This window comes from Sulfidibacter corallicola (assembly GCF_017498545.1).
Lineage (GTDB): Bacteria > Acidobacteriota > Holophagae > Acanthopleuribacterales > Acanthopleuribacteraceae > Sulfidibacter > Sulfidibacter corallicola.
In genome coordinates this window covers 3297314-3321733 of the sequence record NZ_CP071793.1, presented here as the reverse complement: position 1 = coordinate 3321733, position 24420 = coordinate 3297314, and the positions used below count along the sequence as shown (strand labels likewise).

Below are 24420 nucleotides of genomic sequence, written 5' to 3'. Positions count from 1 at the left end.
GCGTGATCAGGATGCGATCCCATTGTTTCGAACGCCGGGGCACGACAACGCGCACCGGTGCCACCACGTTCTTTGAAACTCGATCCCTCGCGGTGCTCCCGGGCAGCGCGCCGGGTTCGGCACATTCGATCACCCTGCCTGGCTCCCCATGAATCCCGACCCATCGCGAGGGAACATGGCGAACCTGCCCATGCACTACCCATTACTCAAGACCATCTGATTAGGAACGGAGGTTTCCATGAGTCGTCCAAGTACACTCGAACGCATCCCGGCACACTTGCGTCAATACGTGGTGCAACAGGATTACGAGGCCTACGACGCGGTTGACCAGGCTGTTTGGCGCTTCATTTTGCTCCAGACCTACAACCAATTGAAGGAAACGGCCCATCCCATCTACGTAAGCGGTCTGAATCAAACCGGGATCTTCATCGACCGGATTCCGCGTATCGAGGAAATGGACGAGTGTTTGTCCCACTACGGATGGGGGGCGGTGTGTGTCGACGGCTTCATTCCGCCGCGTGCCTTTCAAGAGTTTCAGGCATTGGGGATCCTGACCATCGCGGCGGATGTGCGCACGGCCGATCACCTGGCCTACACGCCGGCGCCGGATATCATTCACGAATCGGCCGGCCATGCGCCTATCATTCCCGACCCGGATTACAACCGCTTCCTGCGCCGCTTCGGGGAAATCGGGCGCCTCGCCTTTTCGTCTCGGGAAGATTTGGCCGTCTACAACGCCATTCGCAATCTGTCCGTGGTCAAGGAAGACATATCCAGCACTTCGGAGCAGATCTATGCGGCCGAAGTTCGCCTGGAGGAGGCCATCGCTTCGGTGAGCTACACTTCCGAGGCCAGCCTCATGTCGCGCCTCCACTGGTGGACGGTGGAATACGGCCTGATCGGAACCCCCCAAGATTACAAGATTTACGGTGCCGGCATTTTGAGTTCGGTCGGCGAAAGCTACTTCCTGCACCTTCCCGAAGTGAGAAAGATCAAGCTCACGTCGGCCTGCGTCGACGTCAATTACGACATCACCAAACAGCAACCGCAACTGTTCGTGGTGGAGACCTTCGATCAGCTCAACGACATTCTCGACGAGGTCAGCAAGGATTTCGCCTGTTTCGTCGGAGGCGCCAAGGCGTTGCGGGTAGCCAAGGAGAGTGGCGAGACCTGCACGGTCGAGCTCAACAGCGGGTTGCAGATCACCGGCATTCTGACGGGCGTCGTGGACGAGGACCAACCCGCCTATCTGCAGTTTACCGGTCCCTGTGCGTTGGCGCGCCGCAACCGCCACCTGCCGGGGCACGAGAAAGACCACCACGCGGCCGGATACGGCACGCCGATCGGTGTTTTGGAGGACGGCAGCGAGCTTTCCACGTGGCAACCGGGCGATTTACAGCGGCTCGGTTACACCGGTCCCGGTGCACGGATCACCATGCGGTTCAAATCGGGTGTGGAAGTTCAGGGCAACCTGGAAAAGGTCACCACCAACGAAGAGGGTTACCTGCAGTTGCTGACCTTCACCGGGTGTACCGTGCATCGCGGCGAGCAGCGCCTCTTCCAGCCCGAATGGGGCGATTACGACATGGCGATCGGCGAACGGGTCACCTCGGCCTTCGCGGGCGCCGCCGATTTGAGCTTCTGGCCGGAAACCGAATTTGCGCAGAGGAAGGTTCCCCGCGGCAAACACTACAGCGAAGCGGACAAGAAGCTGGTGACCATGTTCGACCAGTACAATTTGCTGAAAGTGGGCCAGGATCCGGAAAAGGTGCTAAAGCGCTTCGCAGAAATGGCCGACGTCGTCGAGAACGAGTATCCCGAACACTGGCTGCTGCCCTGGTACATGTTGGAATCCCTCTGTCACATGGATCGAGGCGTGCGTTTGTCCATGAGGCTGCGCAACTTCATGAAGGGCATCGAGAGCCGGCGTTTTCGTGAAGTGCCCGTCTCGATGGGGCTCAAGTTTCTCGGTTTATCCTGAATTCTGCGAGCTCGTTACGAATGGGTTTCAATTCGTGGCGCGCGGATTCGACCTGTTTGAACAGATTTGATGAATCTCACCTCTCGATTTTCTCGTAGAGGGAAACAATGAAGAACCTTTACAATTTTCAAACTCGAGGTGTGAATCGGAGGAAAGGGTAGGGCAAAACGACCACCGAAATAAGATTCACGCCAAAAGAGTTATAGAGGAGAGCATGAACTCGCATCTGTATTCGAGTTCGAGAGCGATCGATTCGACTTCACATCACATAGGAGGACCGTTCCATGGTCAAGAAAATTTTGGGAATTGCGTTGCTGGTTTCTTTTTCGACTTTAGGTGCACTGGCTTGTGACAAGGCGGCCAAAACCGCCAAAGCCGAGCCCGTGGCGGTAACCGCGAGCACTCAGGCCGTTGCCGGCAAGAGCTGCTCTGCCAAAAAGGCTTCCATGGCCAAGGCATCCCATTGTTCTTCCAAGAAAGGTGCAACCATTGCCAAGGCCGGTGATGCTCAGCCTCAGCAGGCTGCATACGCCACCCAAAAGGCCGCCGGCAAGAGCTGCAGCGCCAAAGCCGCCACTGCCAAAGCATCCGGCTGCAGTGCCAAGAAAGCCAATCAAGCCAAGATGGCCAAGGCCGAGCAGAAAACCGAAAAAGCCGACCAGGGCGATATCTAAGGTTCCATATCTCTTTGACCCGAAAGATGTTTCCTCGACATCTTTCCGCGAATGCCGCCTGAATGGGCGGCATTTGTCGTTTCAGGGCATGTCGTCCGCGAGCCTGATGGTGAATTGGTGGGGCACGGCGACCTGGTTGGGCGCCTCCTGAGAACAGTCGATGATGCGGTATTTCAACGTCTTTCCCGCTGCGGCTCGATGGGTTGCGGTTTGTGCTTCGTATTTGAACGCCAAACGATGCCTTCCCTGAGCGGGGGCGATGGCGTGTTGTGTAGGTTTCGGCTCCATGCAGGCACGTTTCAATTTAGAAAAGAAATCTTGGAACATGTTCACTACCTCGATGAATCGTTAGGTGAATGGGTCTGGGAGAAGCCGTATTCGACCGTCGGCCAAAGCTCGGTTTTGTCGTGTAGGCTTACTCAAGCGATGGCTTGGTTTTGATAGTGGTGAGAAAGAAAAAAGTTGCTCTGGGCTTTGACGATTTGCTTTTGTTTCAGGGAAATATACTGGGACAACAAAGTCTTGGCCCGACCCGAGGCGATGGGGTCTTCCGGGTTTCCCTGTTGCTGGAACAGGACCGTGTCATCGAGCCCGATGAGGTCCCAAACAGGTACGTAGGGAACGGACTCGCCTTGTTCCGCAGCTTGTTCTAGCGTGGAAATAAAGAGCTTAGCCAGGCTGATACGGGCCTTCATATCGCGAATGGAGGCATCGTTGTGGGCTTCGCGTTCCACTTGGGCAGCGGTTCGCGATCCGTATCCCAGGCGCGATGGGCAACTGCCGTTTTCGGTTGTACGCGTTCTGGGGTGGTGTTCTGGTTTGCCCGTGGTGCGAGGTGTTTGTTGCCATTCAATGACTTCTGAAACGAGGTTGTTCGAGGCTGTGGAGGTATCGGTCATACTGTTACTGAATGCAAGTGAATGGGACATGAATATACTCCTGATCATAGTAACCATAGGCTTGAATGATGAAGACGTGCGATCGGGGATTTGGACATAAAATGTCGTGACGGTTGCGCCGCCTGTCTATCGGCACCGGCCAACCGTTGCGTCTCTCGAAGGGTGGTCTCGTCGCCATGTATTCTCTGCGACCAGCCCGTCGTTTCCTTGCTCTTCACTATTTATTAACCGGACTCGCGATAAAAACCTGTACAAAGATTTGATATTTTTTTTAAGTAATTGTTTAAGCTTAATGTTGTCAGTGTGTTGTGCGGATATAGCTCGTTGGGGTTTTTGATCGGGGTCGGCGGGGAGGTGGATTGTCCCTTGCCGAGACCATTTTCCGGTTCATTGGGGCGAGAAATCTCCCCGAAGCCTCATGGCTGATGGAACGAGTTCCGGAGCGAGCGGAGAGCGAGACCTCGATCACGGAATTGCCGAGGAGTCGTTGTTGGGGAGGCGGACCGCCCGGGGGATCGACCGTTATCCTGCGGTGATGTGTGTACCCGGTAGGGATCTCCCCTGTTCGAGGAGAGTGGAGAAGGGCGTTATTGCGAAAAAATAGTTGGTTCAAGTTTGTGGGAATTTCTGATAATGTATGTGGAAAATAAATTTGTGAGAATACATCTCTGTTCGAAAATGTGAAAAAGAGGGCGTATGCTTGTTTTCATGGTTCTCATGATGATTGATTGCCCTGAAGTGGTATGGCCCGATTTCGGATTGACGTGTGTGGCGCCGTGCGAAGCGGCTCGACCGGGTGGATGTGCCGAGAGTCCAAGCGTCTGCATGAAGAAGTGCACCGAATGGTTCGTGAAGGTCAAGAAGAAGTATCGGGAGACGGCGGCCAATGCCAGGCCCCAGTGTCGCGTCCAGCTTCTTGGCGAGCTGTACGTCATTCACGAGCAGACGCTCGAATTCGCCCGGAACTGTCCTCTGTGTTTCGCCGAGGAGGTGACCTACCAGCAGTTGATCGCCAGTTTCATCGAAACCAACAAAGAAGTCATGAACGCCTACCGCGAGTTGAAGACCGATCAGCGCGAGTACGCGGTTGCCATGGTGAAGTTCCTTAAGCGGACGCGGAAGGGGATGGACAAGCTATTGGTTCGTTTCGAGATGGAAGGATTCCGCGGGCAGGAGCAGGATTATCGGACCCTGCTTGCGTGGGAGCAGCTCCTGGGAGAGCTTGAGGAGATGTGGTCCGAGTACCTGGCAATGACCAACTGATCGATGGAGTTTGGAGCGGGCAACCATCCTAGGTACAGAGCGACATGTGTGTAAGTCTTTTTTTACCACGGAGTTCACTGAGGGCGCGAAGGAATGACGGAGCTCGTACCTGATGGACCTTCCCGGGTTCCCTTCCTGATTGCCTTTGAGACGGGTTTGCATCCTCCTTTCTTGATTACCTGGTGATGGTTTTTCGTAAATGGCTTATGTTATATAGCTTAATTCAACGAGTCTGAATTTGGGAATCGTCGATCTGTGGAAAAACCGGACGTACGGCATCCGTGGATGATAATTTTTTTCGTGTCAATCGATGTGGCTCGTGGGGGAACTACCTATGGCCATAAGGTGAGCCAGAACGGAATGGTTTCTTGGAAGTTCGCGGTACACCGGGGAAAATCCTTCTGAGCGGGATTGGCAGGCCCATCTACCGCGACGACGCCTTTCTCGCGCAGACGAAAGATTCGAACTGGCCTTCGTGTGGTCTCTCCGTGTCCTCCGCGCACTCCGTGGTAAAGAAAAACGCAGTCACAGAAACCACCCCAGCGGAGCCCCGCACCTCCACCAACTCACATGGCACGGGCGGGTCGTCGTGCCGGCGCCAAGACCCGGAGCAACTCGCGCTCGTCGCAGTCCTGGCCCGCGAACGTGACCAGCTTCCCACTGATCCACGCCGCCACCGGGATGCCGTCGCGGAAGGCGATCCGGTTGGCCACCTGGCGTTCCACCGCGATGCCGGGCAGTAACCAGCCGCACTGGTTGAGTGGATCGCAGGCGTTGACCACCACCAATCGGCTGTCAGGTTCGCTGCGGCGCACCTTGCGCAAGGTTCCGATCGCCTCGGGAAGCGCGAAATGCTCGCCGCTGCAACCGGCGACGAAATGCCCGCCGCGAATCTCGCCCACGGCCTCCCAGTGGCGGTAGATGCGCAGCAATTCGCGCCAGGGCGGCGCCTGACTCTCGCGTTGGATCAACTTGCGGAACACGATCCCGTAGCGCAACAGCAACACCCGAGCCTGGTATTCCCAGCGTTCGGCCTGGGCATTCTGCTCGAACGTCTCCTGGGCCTCGGCTCCGCCATCGTCCTGCGCTTCCGTCGGGTCACCTTCCGACGGGTTCAGCAGCGACCAGCGACCCGCGTAGGCCAGGCTCTGTGGGTGGAAACCGCGACCGCGAGCCCTTCGACCGGGACGCGGGCGGTCGGGCAACGGCTTGCGGTTGGCCGGTAACAGCAAGGACCGCAAACCCTTGTAACTGTCCGAGTGTACCAGTCCCAAGGCAGCCAGCTCACCGAGCCCACTTTCCACTTGCGTCGCCAACAAGCCGCAGAGCTTTTGAATTTCGTGAAAAAAGACCGCCCCACGGGCGGTGAGCACTTCGTAGACCGCGTTCGCATAACCGGAAAGTTCCGGTTCACCTTCGACCGGCCGTTGCCAGATGTCCGCGTTGCCCCGAAAGAAAAGCGTCATCGGCGTCGTACGCAGCGGTCCGGACGTGAAACCCCGGCCAGAAGGGGAGTCCGGCGGATTCATGCGGCCCCAGCTAATTTCTCCCGATTCGCACAGTCGGTCGAGCCAGGCGGGCATGTATTGGTGGCAGCGCAACGGCAGGATCGCTTCTTCCCAACTCGCGGCGGCCGACTCGAACCCCTCCAGTTGCTCGAGTACGTCGGCCAGCGCTTCTTGGTCGCGCGCCTTCTGGTCGGGAAGGACGTGTTGCCAGTGAAACAGGAACCGCATGAAGTCCTGCAGGCTGACGGGGCGAATCTCGGCCCGCAGGCGCTGCAGGGTGAGATGGTGAATGCGCGCCAGCAGGCGACGATTGCACCACTGCAGACCACTGAGCGTCGGGTCGAAGGCGCCGCGCAGCACCATGCCCTCCGCTTCCAGGGCCAGGAGTGCCGCATCCAGGTCCGCTACCTCCTGGCCGAGGGCTTCGGCCAAGGTCGCGGCGGTCTGGGGGCCGGCCACCTCCATACGGGCCCGCACCAGATCCACGAGGGCCGATTGGGTATCCCAGGGTACCCCTTGGAGGTGACGTGGTGCGGCCAAGGGGGTATCGGTGGTTCCCTCGGGAAACAGGGTTCGCCACAGCGGCAGGCGTTCGGCCGCAATCGCCAAGACGTTCCCGTCGGCCGCCTCGGACGTGCGGAACCAGGCCGCGCGTTTCTGATCGATCAGTTCTTCCAGGGAGGCCGACCAAAACGCCGCCTCCGTTTGTTGCGCCAGTTCTTCGCCTCGCATGCCGCCCAGGTGGATCAGCGCTTCGTGGACTTCGTCCAGCGATTCCGGCTGCGGCCAGACCTGGTCGCGCACCGTGGCGATCGCGGCCGCGTCCAGCAAGCCCGGTTCCTGGGTTTGGTCCAGGCTGACCGAGCGACGCAGGGAAACCGCTTGGGTGCGACGCTCTTCCAAGGGCGCATCGTCCAGGAAGGCATAGGGTTTGGCGTTGAGGACCTCGTGCGCCATCGGTGAGGGCTCGGGTACGTCGACGGCCATTTTCCGAACGTCGTTCCCCACGATGCGTGTCAGCAGCGCTTCCAGGCCATCGACGTCCATCGCCTCGAACAGGCAATCGTCGATCGTCTGGGTGACCAACGGATGGTCGGGAACCTCGCGGTCGCCCGCGATGTTTTCCAGGCAGGCCAACTGATCGGGAAAGACGACGGCGATCAGGTCCTCGGCTTCCATGCGTTGAATCTGGGGCGGGATGCGTTTACCACCTCGCATCCGCAGCATGGCCAGCGATCGGGTGGCGTTCCAGCGCCAACGGGTTTGGAACATGGGCGCGTCGAGCAGCGCCTGAACCAGCACGTCGCGCGCGCTCTTCGGATGCAGGTAATCGAAGACCTCGTCCAGGGGGAACGCGTGTTTGGGACCCAGCGACAGCACGATCGCGTCCTCGGTCGCGGCCGCCTGGAGTTCGAAGTTGAAGGAACGGCAGAATCGCTTGCGCAGGGCCAGGCCCCAGGCGCGGTTGAGCCTGGACCCGAACGGCGCATGGATGACGAGCTGCATGCCGCCCGATTCGTCGAAAAACCGCTCGAGCACCAGATGGTTTTGGGAGGGCATGGCACCCAAGGCCTTTTGAGTCGCGGCGAGGTAATCGTGCAGTTGTTCGGCGGTGCAGTCCGGCATGGGGACCTGCGCCACGATCCACTGGGTGAAGGCTTTGGGATCACCCAGGTAGCGGGTACTCTCTTCTCGAAACTGCGAGACCGCCAGCGACAGTTCCTGGCCGCGACTGGGCGCTTCGCCCAGCCAGAACGGAATCGAGGGCGGCTGACCCTGGGCGTCTTCCACCAGCACCCGACCCGTATCGATCTTGCGGATCCGCCACGAATTGTTGCCGAGCTGGAACACGTCGCCGGGCATGCTCTCGATGGCGAAGTCCTCGTTCAGGGTGCCGATGAAGGTACCGGACGGTTCGAGCAACACCTGGTAATCGGCCAGGTCGGGAATGGCGCCGCCGGAGGTGAGGGCGGCGAGGCGGGCACCTTTGCGGCCTTTGATCATGCCGTTGACACCGTCGTGAAAGATGTGGGCACCGCGCCGACCGCGCTTGGTGGTGATGCCGTCGGCCAGCATGCGCACCACCTGGTCGAAATCGGACCGCTTCAACGTACGGTAGGACCAGGCTTGACGGACGAGCGCGAACAGGTCGTCCTCGGTCCAATCCTCGTTGGCGCTGGCCGCGACGATCTGCTGCGCCAGGATGTCCAGCGGGTTTTCGGGAATCAACAGCGGGTCCAGGCGCTGCTGGTGAATGGCGCGAATCATGGCGATGGCTTCGATGAGCTCGTCGCGGCTGAGTGGGAAGATCCGCCCTTTCGGCACCCCGCCGAAATAGTGACCCGAGCGGCCGATGCGTTGCAGCACCGCCGCAATGGTACGCGGACAGCCGAGTTGGCAGACGAGATCCACGTGGCCGATATCGATACCCAGCTCCAACGAGGCCGTGGCCACGATCGCCTTGAGCCGGCCGGTCTTGAGCCGGTTCTCCACATCGACGCGGCGATCGGCCGAAAGACTGCCGTGGTGCGCGGCCACCACGTCCTCACCCAACTGTTCGCGAAGGTTGAAGGTGACGCGTTCGGCGAGACGACGGGTATTGACGAAGATCAGCGTGGTTCGGTGACCTTGTATCAGGGAGACCAGGCGGCGGTAGATCTCGCTCCAAACCTCGGCGGCCATCACGGCTTCCAGCGGCGAATCGGGCAAGGCCAGCGCCAGGTCCAAATCGCGGGTTCGGCTTTCGTCGATGATGCGGCAATCCGGCGTCCCGTCCGAGTTCTTGGCCGTCTCGCCGACGAGGAACCCGGCCACGCGGCTCATGGGCTTTTGGGTAGCTGACAGGCCGATGCGCTGCAGGCGGCGGCCCGTCAGGTGTTGAAGGCGTTCGAGGCTGAGGGCCAGATGGGTGCCGCGCCGGTTGTCGGCCAGAGCGTGGATTTCGTCGACGATGACCGTTTCGACCGTGCTCAGGACCACGCGGCCCAATCGCGACGTCAGCAACAGGTACAGCGATTCGGGCGTGGTCACCAGGATGTGTGGTGGCCGGCGCAGGATGGCCTGGCGTTGGTTGGCGGTGGTGTCGCCGGTACGGATGGCGGTGCGCACCTGCGGGTTGCCGTAGCCCAGCTTCTCCATGGATTCGGCGATGCCGGCGAGTGGTTCGGCCAGGTTCTTGTGGATGTCGTTGCTCAGGGCGCGAAGCGGAGAAATGTAGACGACTTTGGTGGCGTCGGTCAACTCGCCGGCCACCGCCTGACGGAACAGCCGATCGAGCGAGGCGAGGAAGGCGGCCAGTGTCTTGCCCGATCCCGTGGGTGCCGCGATCAGTGTGTTGGCGCCCGATTGAATGGCGGGCCAGCCGCGTTCCTGGGGTTGGGTGGGTGTTTGAAACCGATGGCTGAACCAATGCTGGACCGCGGGATGGAAAGAAAAGTCGTGCATGGCGGCGGGTCCTCGTCTCGCTGGGGATGTATCCCCGATATCGTGCCCAACCAGCCAGCCCACCTCGGCCATGGAAGAAGTATCGGTTTCTGGAGGGGCCATCTATTAAATATTGTAACGCGAAGCGTGCGTGTCGGCCTCGCTCCGCCTGAATTCAATTTGCTTTACTCTCTCATCCCGACCCCTTAGAATGGCGGCCATGACGGGAAACAGTTTTGGCCAGCAATTTAGAATCACCACCGCGGGTGAAAGCCATGGACCAGCGAACTTGGTCATCATCGACGGCTGCCCGCCCGGAGTCGCGTTGTCCGAGTCGGATATTCAACCCGACCTGGATCGGCGTCGGCCCGGTCAATCCAAAATCACCACCCAACGTCGCGAGCCCGATACGGCGCGAATCCTATCAGGCGTCTTCGAAGGGAAAACGACCGGTACCGCCATCGCCATCATCGTGGAGAACACCGACCAACGGTCCCGAGATTACGGCGACATCATGGAAAAATATCGGCCCGGTCACGCGGATTACACCTATGACGCCAAATACGGCTTTCGCGACTACCGCGGCGGCGGTCGCGCCTCGGCGCGCGAAACGGTGGCCCGTGTCGCCGCCGGTGCCGTCGCGCGAAAACTGCTGGCGGGATACGGCATCGAGGTGATCGGCTTCGTCACCCAGGTCGGTGACGTCACCGCCTCGATTCCCGATCCGTTGGCCGTGACCCAGTCCGCGGTCGAAGCCAATATCGCGCGCTGCCCCGATGAAACCGCGGCCCAGGCCATGATCGAACTCATCGATCGCATGCGCAAGGCTCAGGACTCGATCGGCGGGGTCGCCGCGATCGTGGCCAAGCACGTACCGCCCGGGTTGGGTGAGCCGGTTTTCGGTAAATTGAAGGCCGATCTGGCCCACGGCCTGATGTCGATTCCCGCGGTTACGGCCTTTGAATACGGTGCCGGGTTCGATGTCGCGCAGGCCCGTGGATCCGAGAATAACGATCGTTTCACCATGCAGGACGGTCAGGTGACGACAGTCGGCAATCGGCATGGCGGCATGCTGGGTGGAATCTCCAGTGGGCTGCCGATCGTCCTGCGCGTGGCCGTCAAACCCACCAGCTCGCTTTCCAAACCGCAGGATACGATCGACCGAGCGGGTCACGCCGTCTCCATCTCCACCCGCGGGCGTCACGATCCCTGTCTGCTTCCGCGATTCGTCCCGATCGGCGAAGCGATGGTGCTGGTCACCCTGGCCGACCATCTGCTGCGGTGGCGCGCCCAGTGTCCGGACCAGTACGCGGCATGGCGCAACGGGGCCCAACGAGCTCATTTCGCCACACCCGGCGATAGGACCAATCCTGAGTGAACTCAGGGATTTGACGGATAACTTTAAAGAACTTTTTTGAACAGAAATGCAGAACTTGCTGAAAAGTTTTGTTTGAAAGACTAGATTTTAACGAACAGCAATACCTTCGTGTGGATTTGGCTGCTAGAATGGCCAAGTAATATCAGCTTTAGCGGAAAATACAATGGGCGAAACCAGTAGGCCAAGGGTTACGATTTCCATTTTTTGTCCCCAAGAATCGGCCATCGATGCATGGCGCGATCTCCTTGGTCCGTTGGAAACCGAGTTGCTTTTTTCCTTTACCCGCGATTCCTTCGTCCAGGCGGTTCGCAACAGCGAGACCGCTGTGGTGGCTGTGGTCGATCTCGTTTCTTGTCAGGAGTTTGCCGGCTGGATCGAATATTTCGCCAAAAGTCCCTTGCCTCATTCCGTGCTGCTCGTGTCCCAGGTCGAAGACCTGCTGGCCCTCGAATCGTTGCCGGAAGGATTGGAGGCGACCCTCAATCACCCGCCCGTGGTGCGCGCCAAGATCGCGCTATTGTGCGACCTGTGTCGCAAACAGATTTTGGTCGAAAGGCAGCAAGAGCGGGTGCGCCGCGTGGAAGCCGAGCTTCAGAAGGAGATCGCCTACCACAAGGAAACCGAACGAATCCTGAGCGAGAACGAGCGAACCCTGCGCAGCATCTACCTCTCGATCGAAGCCACGGGCGAGTCGGTGATGATCACCGACCGTCGCAATACCGTTTACTATGTGAATCCGGCCTTTTCCGATTTGACCGGCTTCAATGCGGACGAGGTCTTCGATCGAATGGCGGACGACTTCTTCAACTTCGATCATTCGCCGGTTGTCCTGGCGAAAATGAAAGAAATCGCGCGGGAAACCGGTTCCTGGCAGGGGGATGTGACCCTGCGAAAAAAGTCCGGCGATCTGTACGACGCCTTTTTGGATCTCAACTCGGTGAAAGACCAGACGGGCCGGTTCGAGGGTTTCATTTTTATTCAGCGGGATATCACCGCCATCAAGAAGATGATGCACGACCTGGAGCGCTTGGCTCGTATCGACGCCTTGACGGGCCTGTACAACCGCCGCTACTTCATGGAGCGCTTTCAGGAAGAGTTCAAGCGTGCGGCCCGCTACAAACGGTCGACCTGCCTGTTGTTGATGGACCTGGATCATTTCAAGAACATCAACGATACGTACGGTCACGGAACGGGCGATCGGGTTCTCGAGCGGGTCGGCGTTCTGATCGAAAAACAGATGCGGACCTCGGATTTCGCCGGTCGTTATGGGGGCGAGGAACTGTGCATCGCCCTGCCCGAGACTTCGCAGGAAGGCGGCATGACCTTCGCCGACCGACTGCGCATCCGCATTCAGGAAGAGATGTTCCACGCCGAAGACGCGCGGTTGTTCAATGTGACCTGCAGCATCGGCGTCGTCAGTCTGATCAGCATGGAAAAGAATATCACCCACTACTTCGCCTGCGCAGATCGCGCGCTCTACCGGGCCAAAAAGTTGGGGCGTAACCGGGTGGAAAGTGCCGAGATGTGACCGGTACCGGCCCTTCGCGACCAGGCCGAATGCCACGACGCACACGCGCTCCGTGCCGATGACCGCGTGGGACGGTGATCCTTCGTGATGAGTCGCCCGGCGATCGATGTTCGCGCGCTGCTGGTTTTGGTCGTCCAACTGGGATTGACCGGCTGGCTGGGGTTCCTCGGCGCCACGTTGCCATTCGACAACCGGATCGAGCGATTTGCGGTACATCACGGCGACCAGCCGCGCGAACACGAAATCTTTCAACGGCTGTTCGGGCACACGGATTTTTTTCTGGTGGCCTTGGATCTGGGTGCCGACCCGGACGAGGCGCTTACCGGGCGTGCCGAAACCTGGTTCGGCACGATGGCGGAAACCCCTGGGGTCGCCGATTGGTTCTCGATGGCCAGGTTACCCAGCGGCGATCAGGAATTGGACCCGGAGTTCGTTCCCTTTCCGTTCTTTCAACCCAGTCGCGGGATTTACACCGCCCTGTTCCAAATCGAGCCGGGACTCGCGCAGGGTCGGGTCGTCACGACCTTTCAACGCGCCGCACGCGAAGCCGAGCGCGACGGATTGGCGCGTCGCGCGGTCGTCGCTGGCGAGCCGGTGGTCAACGAAGCGCTCAACCGCAGTTCGATGGAAGTGAAGGAAGTCTTTTTCCCGATCTTGATTCTGTGGGCCTTGGTGCTGTTGGGTTTTCTGTTCCGCGATTGGAAGGTGCTTGTCGTGAGTGGGTTGTCGATCGGCAGTTCGCTGGCCTGTACGACCGGCATCATGGCCCAGGCCGGTTCTTCGATGAACCTGGTGACGACCCTGATTCCGGCGTTGGTGTTCGTCCTCTCCCTGGCCATGCAGGTCCACGTGCTGGTGAGCATCGGCCTCAAAAAATCGATCGAGGGTGGGCTACGCGACAAGTGGTGGCCCAATTTCCTGGTTTCCCTGACCACCTCGCTGGGGTTCGGTTCCCTGATGACTTCTTCGGTGGCACCGATTTCCGCCATGGGCGGTTACATGGCGATCGGCATTTGGATCATCTTTTTCTGGGCCCACGTCACCCATTTGGGCCTCTCCAAACTGCTGGGGTTGGCCGTGCGGCCGCCGTCGCTTTCGCCGCTGCGCAATTTACAGAATCTCTCTTGGTACCAGGGACTGATCGCTTCGCGCTGGTTTCTTTGGATTCCGGTGGCGGTGATCGGACTGGGTGGCTGGGTATTGGTCCGCAACCCGACCGAGTCGAACGGGCTCAACTACTTCAGTCCCGATCACCCGATTCGGGTCCAGACACGGTTCCTCCAGGAAAACGTCACCGGCGCCAGCCATCTGGAATTGTTGGTGCCCTTGCCTGAAGTCGTCGCCGGCGATGAGGACAAGGACGAGGACGGGGCCGTCGTCATGACCGCGTTTCTCGAACGGCAGGAGCGGCTCACCGAGTTGGAAACGCGCCTGGTCGGGCTCGAGGACGTGCATCACGTGCTCAGCTTCAATCAGTTTCTCAATGCACCGCTACGGGCGGAAGGCATGTTGGTCACGGATCTCGAGGCGGAAGATCGCCGGGCGCTGGCCGAACACCTGCGCGATACACGCCCGGAACTGTTCACGCGGTTCGTTCAGGGCTCCCATTACCGGTTGCAACTGCTGGTGAACTCGTTGGACCGCGAGCGGTACGGAGCCTTGGCGTCCGAGCTGAAACGGTTGTCGCCGCCCGACTCCCTGATCACCGGACCGCTGGCCCGGATCATCGAGATTCAGCATTATCTGCTTCGATCCTTGAGCACCAGTCTGTCCCTGACCGTCGCGGCGGTCGTGTTGCTGCTGCTCCTTTTGTTTGGGCGCAAGGCCCGACCCTGGACATTGATGATCCCCAACTTGTTCCCGTTGGGCTGCGTGGCGCTGGCCATGTTCCTTTTCGAAATCAAGACGAGCATTTCCACGGTCATGGTGTTCTCGATCGCCTTCGGGATCGCCGTGGACGACACCGTACATCTTCTGAACACCTTTTACCGCAACGACTCCGAGGCGTTCGAACTTCGCTGGCGCCGGACCTTGGAAAAAGATGCGCGGGCGGTTTTCCTCACGACCCTGGTACTGACGCTGGGATTCGCCGTGCTGATGACGTCTTCGTTCGGCCCGACGCGGGCGTTTGGCCTGTTGCTGGGCGTCGGCATGGTGTTCGCCTTCCTGGGCGATCTCTGGTTTCTGCCCCTGTTGTTGGGGAGCCCGCGGCTGATGGGTCGAAGTCCAGAGCCCGATTGAGGTTGTCGGTGTCGTGTCCATACTTCTGCCGGTGAAAACTTGGACGAACGTTGTTCCTCCCGGGCCGCCGTGGCAGAATACAGTGCCGGTGACAAGCCGGTCCCAGGCGCCGCGTTGGTGTACTTTGTCGCACCGAACGTCTCCGATGGGCGGCGCCCATCCACCAAAGCGGAGGAAACCCATGGTAGCCGTAGGTGAAATGGTTCCTGAATTCGAATCTGCCGCCAATGGCGGTACGACCATCGCGCTGTCTTCCCTGCGCGGAAAAACCGTCGTGCTCTATTTCTATCCCAAGGACAACACCAAGGGCTGTACCACCGAAGCGCAGGAATTTCGCGACAACTACGATGCGTTTCGCGAGCTGAATGTCGAAATCCTGGGCGTGTCGCGCGATTCGGTCAAGTCGCACGACAATTTCGTGGCCAAGCAGGAACTGCCCTTTCCCTTGCTTTCCGATCCCGACGAAAACCTGTGCGGCATCTTCGATGTCATCAAGGAAAAGAACATGTACGGGCGGAAGGTGCTGGGCATCGAGCGCAGCACCTTCGTCATCGACGGTGAAGGAACCTTGATTCGGGAATGGCGCAAAGTGCGGGTCAAGGGGCACGTGGAAGCCGTCCTGGCCTATGTCGGTTCGCTCAACGCTGAATGAGCTCGATCATGTAGCCGTTGGGATCCTTGACGAATGCGATGACCGTGGTCCCGTGTTTCATGGGACCCGGTTCGCGCACGACTTCGCCACCTTTGTTTTTGATGGTGTCGCAGGTGCCGTAGATGTCCTGGACGCCGAGTGCGATATGGCCGAACGCATCGCCCAGGTCGTAGTCGGATTTGCCCCAGTTGTAGGTGAGCTCGATGGAGCCGTCGTCGGGGTGATCGCCGTAGCCGACGAAAGCAAGGGAGAATTCGCCGCCGGGATAGTCGTCTTTGGAAAACAGTTTCATGCCGAGTATCTCGGTGTAGAAGCGGATCGATGCGTCCATATCCTTGACGCGGATCATGGTGTGAATGATTTTCATGCGGGTGACTCCTCGCGAAAAAACATGGCTGGTCGATCGAAGAGGTTCCGTTCACCGGCGAACCGGATCGGCACCGAATCGTTGTGGCGTGGACCGGGTCAGGGCACGCGGCCCATGGTGAACCTGTGGGGGCTCGATCGACAACGATCACTATACCAGACCGATGCGTCGATCTCGCGGGGTCCCCGGTTTCCCGGTCGCTAGGGGTTGCATGGCGCCGATCGTCGTGCCACGGATGTCCGGGACCAGCCTTTTCTCCGTTCCCTCGTCGGCCGCCGCGGTCGGCGTGTCGATCCGGCTTCAAGACCGCCGGGCGCACGGCCGATTAGATGGTTGAACCATGTACGTCGCATGTGCCCGCACATCGCATCGTCGCTTTGACATTCAGGCGCGGTCCACGGTGGCCGCTTCGGAAACCAAGGAGGGTTTCATGGAACTAGGTGCAACCAAAGCCACCAACATTTTGAACTCTGTCGATAAACGATTGCGCGACACGATTCAAAGAGCCAAGGATGGCGAAGGCTCGATCCGGCAAGATCTCGAGTCCTCTTTGAACGAATCTTTGAAAGATACGGTCGAGCTCAGCCCCGAATCCCAAAATCTTCAGGGCGCATCGGCGCTCTCTTCGGGCGCTTTGAACCTGTTTGGCGAACTCGCCAACGAATTGGAACCGCTGCTCAGCCTGATCCGGGGCTCACTCGGTGGCCAAAGCGGCTTCTCGATTGCCGCGGAAGGCGGTTCGGCGCCCAACCTGGAAGAACTGAGACAGGCATTCGGCGTTGGCGAGGGCGGCGTGCCCGCCGATATCCAGCAGCAGGCTCAGGAGCTCCTGGACGGTTATTTGAACGTGGAGAACACGTCCGAACGGATCTTCTCGTTCGCCGTTTCCTTCTTCGACGGAAGCGAGGACCGAGCGGCCTTCGCCGAACGTTTCCAAGGCTTCATCGACGAGGGGTTCCGACAGGCGGAGGAAGAACTGGGTGGTCTGGCGCAGATTTCCATCGACACCTACAAAGCCATTCGGGAACGTTTCGAGGTCTTCGTCGCCGAAGGACAATCCGCCGAAGGCACGGATGGTGGGAATGTCGCGGCGACCTCGGATTCGCCGACGCTCTCCGTTCTGGATACCACGGGCTAGAGTTGGTCCGGTGCCCATCCAGTCGAACCAACTTGGCGGTTACGATCTTTCCCTTGCTGGAGGGGCACCGGTCGGCGGACGGCGAACGGATTCTTCTTCGAAAACGAGCTTGGAACCCACTGGCCCGGGAATGTGAGAATCTTGTAAATGTTTCCTGGTCGGGGATTTGGTCGAGAGCGGCGCTTAAATGCTTGGTTTCGAGACTATTGAAGCGAGCTTCAGCGAAATGATGATGCGGCTGGGAAATTGATTCACGCTTTACTTTTGGCCGAAGTGTTTGCGAAATCCGCTCGAAAGACACAAATTAGATATAGGCCCCGGTTTTGCACGATCACCGGAGGCCCCTATGCCCATGCTACCGGCATGGAACTAGGCACAACTGAATGACCAAAACCCACCATCTCTTGTTTTGGTCAATTTTTCACCGGGTAGCGGATTCCGCACCCGGCTTTTTTATGTTTGGGGTACCGTCGACCCGAATCTTACGTGTTTTGGCAGTAGGGCAACTCGATGAAGAAGTTGGTGCCCACGCCGACCGTCGACTCCACCCAGATCCGCCCGCCGTGGAGCTCGACTAGATTGTGAATGATATTCATTCCGAGCCCGATCGACGCCTCTCCTCGCGTACCCAATCGACTGGCGCGGGTGAACTTCTTGAAGAGGTGCGGCAGGTGGTCCGCGGGTATCCCGATTCCGGTGTCGCGAATGCTCAGGAGGACGTGCTGCTCCTTGCAGGACAGCACCACGTCGATGCTGCCACCTTCCTCGGTGAACTTGATCGCATTCGAAATCAGGTTTTGACAGATTTGCTGGAAGCGCTCCTTGTTCAGCGGGACCCAGACCGGGTGATCGGGTACCTTCAGGCACAAACGGTGTTTTTTGCCGTCGGCCCGGTCGCGGTTCTCTTCCACGTGGAAAATGAGCTGTTCGCGAATGTCGGTCCGTTCCAGGTTGAGATTGAAATCTTCCGATTCCAACTTGGCGATTTCCAGGAGATCGCCGATCAAGACCGTCATTTGATGGCAGCTCGATTTGATTTTGTGAATCAAATGGGTGCCGTCCTCACCCAGGGTGACGCCGTACTCGTCCAGCAGGATTTCGCTGTAACCCAGCGCCGTGTTGACGGGAGTGCGCAGGTCGTGGGCCACGATGCCCAAGATCTCGTCCTTGGCTTTGTTCAGTCGTTTCAGGAGTTCCTTGCGGTCGCGCAACTCCTCTTTCTGGGCCTGGATCTGTTGAATCGCGTTGTGGAGCTTGCGCTGATTCGAATCGCCGAGCCGGGTGATCTTGGCCGTGTAGGTGAGTAGCTTTTGATAGCACTCGAGCAGGTGGCGGAACTCATCCCGGGCCGAATCCAGTTCATTGAAGTTCGACTGAAGAAACTGAGAGGCGCGATCTACCGTGGCCGACTCATTGCGAAAGATATCGGTGTACTTGCTGTTGGTTTTCGCCATGGCCACTACCTTTGGAGTCTGATCCGTCAGAGTCGGACGTCGTTGAGATCGCCGAGGGAACTGGAGAGAGCGACCCAATCGGACGCGACCAACTCCCGCAGTCCGTGAAACGAGGGGGGAGGGTTTTGACGGGTGTGGTCCGGTTCGACCGTGTTGACGCCGACCCAGGCGTTGCGTCCTGAGTTCTTTGCCGCATATAGCGCTTGGTCGGCGAGATCGAGGACTTGGGACCAACCCATGTGGGTGGGGAAGGAGGCGATGAATGGAAAGTAGGCGAACCCGATCGAACAGGTGCAGGTAATCGGCTCGTCCGTACCGATGTCGAATCGGTGATCGGCCACGCCCTGGCGCAGTCGCTCCGCGAGGGTGGCGCCGTAGCCTCGATCCGCTTCGCGACAGACCATCAGGAACTCTTCGCCGCCCCAGCGTACCAACGTGTCGATTTTCCGGCTCGCATTGCGAATCAGATCGCAGAATTGAACCAGGACCTTGTCGCCGGAGGCATGACCCCAGGTGTCGTTGATGACCTTGAAGTGGTCGATGTCGATGAGCAGGAAAAGCAGGCTCGGCCCGAAGTCGATTTCGGGAGCGGGGGTGGTGAGGATGGTCTTGAATTCCCCCTCGATGAAGCTGAGGAAGTAACGCCGATTGTGGAGCCCGGTCAGCGGATCGGTGACGCTGGCGTTTTCCAACTTTTGGTTGAGCTGCTCCAGTTTCGCTTTCTGGGCCTGAATGCGGATATTGCGTTCCTGGAGGTCGTTGCGGATGCGCATCAGTTTGCGTTGGGCCCCGTCTCCGACCGAGGTGAGCTTGATCGCCTGTTTGAGAAGCTTTGCGTATTGCCCGGTAAGCGCGATGTATTCCTTCAATAGGGTATCGAACGTGTCGGGAGGATTGGCGATGACCGCCTCTGCCCGACGCTGGGTCGCGAGTTCCGAATTGAAGATGTTATCGTTGAATTTCATGGCCGCCGAGGTGATTGCGAGGTCGGGAGTTTGAAGGTGAGGTGGTTTATTCGAAGGAAACGAGACTGAAATTCAAGCTGAGGTCGTCGGCAAAATCTTCTCCGCTTTCCTTGATATCTTCATCTTCTACCTGGTAGTACCAATTCACCGTGACTTTGCCACCGACGCTGTGAAACGCTTCCAGAATATCGAAAATATCTAGGAGGCATTTAGAAGAGCTCGAATTGAAGTAAGAGAGTTTGAAGTGTGCCGTGATCGGACCGTTGGTCATTTCGATGTATTGGTTGAGGGATTCGAAAACCGGGCCGTAAAAGTCGAGTGCATTCTCGGGATAGGATTCGCCTTCGACATGAAACTGGCCGTTCGTGGGGTCGAAGCTGACCTGAGGGGTGTCAACCGTCTTGGCGAGTTCTAATTTTTGCAATCTTACCCTCCCTTGGAAATGGTGGCCGTGAGACTGAATAAATCAAATTGATGGTTGAAGGGTTGAATCGCAAAATCCAATTGGGTATCGGGTCGCTTGGCGATCTCCACCAAACCGAGGCCCGCACCCTTTTGGGTGCGATTTTCACCAGTTTTGCGCAGACTGACATAGAGTCGTTTCAGCTCGTCTTTCGACATCGATCTCAAATGTGCCAGCCTCTCGGCCAGGGGGTCGGCCGCCTCACGGCGCAATGGATTGCAGGATTTTAAAACAAAATGGTCGGGGAGTTCTCTAAGAATGATCAGCCCAACCCCAATGTCGTTGCCCGCAAGATCAATCATCTCGCGCTCGCCCGAGTGATTGAGAATGTTGTGGGCCATCTCCACGAAGATGGCAAATATGGTTTTGATCCTTGGATTGCCATAGAGCATGCTCTTGAGGAAGGAACCCATGTCCACCAACGTTTCCTGGGGGACGGGCCCTTTGTAGAACATGATGATTTTTTCGTGTTCGAGATCTTTGTAGATCTCCGAGATGTCACTCCACTGCATATAGCACCCTTGGTCCCTGGTTTCGCGGGGCTGTTAATGGCTGAGGGCTGCCGGATCCTGGGATCCGTGCCCGATTCGAGATGCCGATAGAACAGGGATAATCCTTCTATCTTAACAAAATTAACCGGAACGAACAGGATTGACCGTGTCGGGGAAGGTTCCCTTCTGTGAATTCTCGCGAAAAGACTCGACGCTTGCCCCTTCGGAATCGGGGCATTTTTGAAATGGTACCTCTGGATTGGCCGAGATTCCAATGCAAACTGGTTTCGGAAGCCAGATGTCAGGGGTTAGCTAATTACCTGGCGATAAAAGCTTTGTAGAGGAAACGTTGCTGCGATCCGGTACCGTGCCCACTAAGGCGAACCAATTCGGCGGTTGCGATCCACCCCTTTCTGGACCGGTACCGGATCGTAACGTGAACAAAGTGAGTAAATTAGGGGCATGGATGATTTATGCGGACCACATGCTTCGCGGTCCCTGATTGTGAAAAATCTCTCGTGATGCGGTTCAGGATGTCGACGCGGCGAACTCCGAACGAAGGAAAAATCCGAGATATACCCCGTTTCGCGATGTGCGGGCGGCATGGAATCCTTCCGTTGGGCGGCTACTTCCGCGAATCTTTGAGTTCGTAATCGTCCACGTACCACAGATCGCTTTCCAGGCGATCCACGTTTACGAACCACAACTCTCTTTCGGTGGGTCCGATCGAAAAGGCGGCGGGTCCCAGTCCGAAGGTGTGCGGTAAGGGGCAGAGGGTTCGGAGTCGATGGTCGTCGAGGTGCCAGACCATCAGCGCGTAGCCACTGGGCTGGGTCCGCTTCACGAAATACAGGTTGCGCCCGCGCACCTGCCAATTCCCCGGAGAGATCGCGCCCAGATCGAGCGCGTCATCGAGTGCCAGCGGGACTTCGGCACCGGTTGCGAAATCTCGTTGCCACCAGCCGGTTTCCCCGAATCGCGTGTAGATCAGGCGATCGCCGTCGGGATGGAAGGCGGCGATCCAGCCGCCGTGTTCGGTCAGGCGTTCGGCGGGAGTTTCGGGTCCGCCGTTCGCGGACGTCTGCCACAGTTCCCACGAGCCGCTTCGATCCGATGTAAAAACGAGCCGGTCGCCGTCGCGCCAAACGGGGAAGCGGGCGCGGGAATCGGCGGGCGTGACGAATCGGAAATCACTGCCGTCGCGTGCGCCGATTTGGATGCGTGAACCCGCTCGATCGCGTACCTCGAAGGCCAGGCGAGAACCATCCGGCGACCAAGAGGGAGCATCGGCGATTGCGGGTTTCACTTGGGAAAAGCGCCAGGAGGTGGTGTCGTCCGCGGGTGCCAACCAAATTTCGGGAGAACCGGAGCGGTTGGTCACGAAGGCGACATGGCGACCGTCCGGTGCGTGGCGGGGAAAATACTCCCAATGGGTGGAGACCTGTCGGATCGGGGAGCCGCCGGGCTCGCCGGAAACGGCCTCCTCCAGGTTCGCTCGCCAAAGGTTGGTGTCGAAGAACCATTCTTCATAGACCAGGCCCCTGCCCTCGGGTCGGATGATCGGCATGCCCGGATCGTAACTGGTCAGCCCTGGCAGAAAGCGGGGTTTCTCCGCGTCGAGATCGAGCCGCCACAGCCCGAAGAGACCGGTCCGGTTGGAAGAGAAGAGAATGGCGCTGTCATCGGGGGCCCAACTGATTCCGGCCAGGAAGGAGGCGTCGTGGGTCAGACGCCGCGGTGGAGCGGAGGGTCCGTCTTCCAGATTCATCAGATGGAGGTCCTGGTGCTCGGCGATCGTTTTGCGGATGAACGCCAGTTTGCGGCCGTCGTGTGAGATCGCCGGTCGCTGGTCGCCGGTACCGGTTGCCGGCGGCCTGGTCAGCACGCGCAGGCTTTGGTCTTCCAGGTCGAGCAGGTGCAGGGCGGGCGGGGAGCCGGAGCCACTCGAATTTTCGGGAACCTGGGAAAAGATCGCCCGTTTGCCGTCGGGGTGCAGGACCAGTCCCTGGGGGCCCCGACTCAGTTTGCGCACGACCCTGACCTGGCCGCCGAGCGCCGAAACGCGGCAAAGCTGCCTTCCGGTATCGTCGGATCTCAGGAAGTAAAGGGTTTGGCCATCCGGCGACCAGGCCGGGTTGCGATGATCCGCCGTCTCGTGGGTGAGCTGTAACAGCCCCTCCTCCCGAATTTGGCGCACGTAGAGTTGGCCGCGTGTTTCGCCCAGGGGCTGGTGGCGGAAGGCGATGCGCTGTCCATCCGGGCTGATGGCGGGATCGGTTTCGAGGCCGGGCAGGCTGGTCAAGGGCTGTCCTGGCAGAGGCGCCTGTGTCTCGGCGACGGGGGACGGCTCCGCGCTGCGTCGTCCGGACCAAAAGGCGAGGATCAGAAGCGAAGCCAGTACCGTCAAGAACAGGATGCGGACGACGAGGGTGGGGAGCATTTCCCGGGTGGGGACCGGTCTCGGTTTGTAGATCCGCACGGGATGCGGACTGGATGCGACATCGTCGGTGTCGGGCGGGGGAGCGGTGTCCGGGGCCGTCACCGCCGAGTCCGAAGCCTCTGCGGGTACTGGGTCCGTGGTTGCCCCCGGGCCATGGGGCGCGGCGGGTTCGGTGACCAGGCTCAGGCGCGTTTGCCGGGGCGCCGCGGCGGGCATCGGCCAGGTAATGGGCGCGATCAGGCGATAACCGCGTTTGGGGATCGTGGCGATGACCCGCGAATTGCGGGAGGAGTCGTCGAATGCCTTGCGCACCTGCGAAACGGCACGGCTGATGGCGTTGTCCTCCACGTGGGTTCCTTCCCAGACCGCGTCAATCAATTCGTCCTTCGAGATCGTCTCCCCGGCACGCTCGATCAGGTACTGGAGCAAACGCATGGTTTTGGGCTCGAGGCGCCGCGTCATGGACCCGCGCACCATGCAATGGGTGTCCCATTCGATGGTCCAGCCCTCGATTTCGGGCACGGTCGTCGCCGATTTGGCTTTGGGATTCGCCGAAGGCGCCTTGGGAGTCATGATTCGCGAAGCCTCGTGCCGCCAGGAGGGACGAGTCGGCGGCATTGGTTGGGGAAATGGACGTTGTCCCTGTATTATACGCGCGAACGGGTCACCTCTCCGCGGGGCCGGAGGCGTTCTCCGGTTTTTTCACCCCCGAATCGCCGCACAGGCCACCGGCACGCCGGCCACTGGGTTTCAAGTGGGTAACTCATCGAAGCGATTCGTGCGAAAGTACCCGCATTTGCGAGGAAGGTGTCATGGCTGTAGGTTGGCCCGCTGGGCCGACATTTCGAAGCAACCCATTTTTCAGCAATCCGTTACGCCAAAGAGCGAAGCCGATCAATCCCCAGGCCTCCCGCCAACGAAGCCGCATAGTCTGAAGACCCCGCATCTTGAGAGGGACGGTAAAGCCTGTAGGTGGAGCAGCTTGCTCCACCAATCGAAGCAATCCTAGCAACTACAATCAATTGCGCCAAAGAGCGGAGCACAAAATCTCCCTCGCAACCCCAACTCGAAGTCGTAAAGTTCAAAGTCCCCACATCGTGAGAGGGACGGTAAAGCCTGTAGGTGGAGCAGCTTGCCTTACCGGCCCTACTCCACCAATCGAAGCGACTGAGCAAAGATCGAATTCGATCAATGAGAGATCTGGAGGCCCGACTTATTTGCTCCGCTCTTTTACCACTTGATCTTGCGAAGCCTGGGCCGCTTCGAACTGTCGGGCCAGCGGCCCAACCTACTGCCGGTCCGATCCTCAAAACATGCGGGAACTCTGATCATGGATCGCTTCGGCAAGTTCAGCCGGCGGCTGAACCTACCGGGCACGACGAATCTCTCGGCATTCGGGCACTTCGAGCAACTTCGTTTCAAGAGAGTTCGCACAGGCCCTGGGGAGCAGGGTCGGAGGATTTTGCAGGCAAGCTTCCGGTTTGAGCCCGGACGACGGTTCGAAACGGGGTCGAGTGAATCGAGCGAACATCGACTCTTCGTCTTTTCCGATGCC

At 59.0% G+C, this 24420-nt stretch carries 17 protein-coding genes; 8 read left to right on the top strand and 9 right to left on the bottom strand.

Annotated elements, in window-relative coordinates; translation table 11 throughout:
* Positions 1 to 238 precede the first annotated feature (238 nt).
* Together J3U87_RS09420 and J3U87_RS09415 are read left to right on the top strand one after the other, a co-directional pair.
* Complete coding sequence (locus J3U87_RS09420; protein ID WP_237382792.1) at positions 239 to 1981, top strand: aromatic amino acid hydroxylase; 1743 nt, start codon at positions 239 to 241, stop codon at positions 1979 to 1981.
* Positions 1982 to 2265: 284 nt separating this feature from the next.
* A complete protein-coding gene (locus J3U87_RS09415; RefSeq protein WP_237382791.1) occupies positions 2266 to 2655 on the top strand; it encodes a hypothetical protein in 390 nt (129 codons plus the stop codon).
* Between the two features lie 81 nt (positions 2656 to 2736).
* On the opposite strand, the gene J3U87_RS09410 is transcribed toward J3U87_RS09415, so the two are convergent.
* Together J3U87_RS09410 and J3U87_RS09405 are read right to left on the bottom strand one after the other, a co-directional pair.
* On the bottom strand, positions 2737 to 2982 hold the full coding sequence (locus tag J3U87_RS09410) for a hypothetical protein (RefSeq protein ID WP_237382790.1): 246 nt from the start codon (positions 2980 to 2982) through the stop codon (positions 2737 to 2739).
* 92 nt (positions 2983 to 3074) lie between these two features.
* Positions 3075 to 3584 carry a hypothetical protein gene (locus J3U87_RS09405; RefSeq protein ID WP_237382789.1) on the bottom strand — a complete coding sequence of 170 codons (510 nt, stop codon included), beginning with the start codon at positions 3582 to 3584 and terminating at the stop codon, positions 3075 to 3077.
* 795 nt (positions 3585 to 4379) lie between these two features.
* Here J3U87_RS09405 and J3U87_RS09400 point away from each other — a divergent pair.
* Positions 4380 to 4817, top strand: coding sequence for a hypothetical protein (locus J3U87_RS09400; RefSeq protein ID WP_237382788.1), 438 nt, complete (start codon positions 4380 to 4382; stop codon positions 4815 to 4817).
* A 566-nt stretch (positions 4818 to 5383) separates the two neighbouring features.
* Here J3U87_RS09400 and J3U87_RS09395 read toward each other — a convergent pair.
* Entirely contained in the window at positions 5384 to 9769 is a 4386-nt protein-coding gene (locus tag J3U87_RS09395; RefSeq protein ID WP_237382787.1) for a DEAD/DEAH box helicase, read from the bottom strand.
* Positions 9770 to 9968: 199 nt separating this feature from the next.
* Between J3U87_RS09395 and aroC the strand changes: the two genes are divergently transcribed.
* The 4 genes from aroC to J3U87_RS09375 all read left to right on the top strand — a co-directional run bounded on the left by aroC (position 9969) and on the right by J3U87_RS09375 (position 15547).
* Entirely contained in the window at positions 9969 to 11126 is a 1158-nt protein-coding gene (gene aroC / locus J3U87_RS09390; RefSeq protein WP_237382786.1) for a chorismate synthase, read from the top strand.
* A 265-nt stretch (positions 11127 to 11391) separates the two neighbouring features.
* The gene (locus J3U87_RS09385; RefSeq protein ID WP_237382785.1) at positions 11392 to 12654 is read left to right on the top strand and encodes a sensor domain-containing diguanylate cyclase; all 1263 of its coding nucleotides are present in this window, start codon (positions 11392 to 11394) and stop codon (positions 12652 to 12654) included.
* Positions 12655 to 12741: 87 nt separating this feature from the next.
* Entirely contained in the window at positions 12742 to 14895 is a 2154-nt protein-coding gene (locus tag J3U87_RS09380; RefSeq protein WP_237382784.1) for an efflux RND transporter permease subunit, read from the top strand.
* A gap of 181 nt (positions 14896 to 15076) precedes the next feature.
* A complete protein-coding gene (locus J3U87_RS09375) occupies positions 15077 to 15547 on the top strand; it encodes a peroxiredoxin (protein WP_237382783.1) in 471 nt (156 codons plus the stop codon).
* Here the strand turns inward: J3U87_RS09375 and gloA are convergent.
* Entirely contained in the window at positions 15534 to 15914 is a 381-nt protein-coding gene (gene gloA / locus J3U87_RS09370; protein ID WP_237382782.1) for a lactoylglutathione lyase, read from the bottom strand. The genes J3U87_RS09375 and gloA overlap by 14 nt on opposite strands.
* A 430-nt stretch (positions 15915 to 16344) precedes the next feature.
* Between gloA and J3U87_RS09365 the strand changes: the two genes are divergently transcribed.
* Positions 16345 to 17052, top strand: a complete 708-nt coding sequence (locus J3U87_RS09365; RefSeq protein ID WP_237382781.1) for a hypothetical protein — start codon at positions 16345 to 16347, stop codon at positions 17050 to 17052.
* A 482-nt stretch (positions 17053 to 17534) separates the two neighbouring features.
* On the opposite strand, the gene J3U87_RS09360 is transcribed toward J3U87_RS09365, so the two are convergent.
* From J3U87_RS09360 to J3U87_RS09340, 5 genes are all read right to left on the bottom strand, one after another.
* On the bottom strand, positions 17535 to 18506 hold the full coding sequence (locus tag J3U87_RS09360; protein WP_237382780.1) for a sensor histidine kinase: 972 nt from the start codon (positions 18504 to 18506) through the stop codon (positions 17535 to 17537).
* A gap of 26 nt (positions 18507 to 18532) precedes the next feature.
* Complete coding sequence (locus J3U87_RS09355; RefSeq protein ID WP_237382779.1) at positions 18533 to 19471, bottom strand: GGDEF domain-containing protein; 939 nt, start codon at positions 19469 to 19471, stop codon at positions 18533 to 18535.
* 46 nt (positions 19472 to 19517) lie between these two features.
* Entirely contained in the window at positions 19518 to 19895 is a 378-nt protein-coding gene (locus J3U87_RS09350) for a DUF1987 domain-containing protein (RefSeq protein WP_237382778.1), read from the bottom strand.
* Positions 19896 to 19897: 2 nt separating this feature from the next.
* Positions 19898 to 20446 carry a SiaB family protein kinase gene (locus J3U87_RS09345; RefSeq protein WP_272932476.1) on the bottom strand — a complete coding sequence of 183 codons (549 nt, stop codon included), beginning with the start codon at positions 20444 to 20446 and terminating at the stop codon, positions 19898 to 19900.
* Between the two features lie 604 nt (positions 20447 to 21050).
* Positions 21051 to 23438: a winged helix-turn-helix domain-containing protein gene (locus J3U87_RS09340; protein WP_237382776.1), complete on the bottom strand. Its 2388-nt coding sequence runs from the start codon at positions 23436 to 23438 to the stop codon at positions 21051 to 21053.
* Positions 23439 to 24420: the final 982 nt, after the last annotated feature.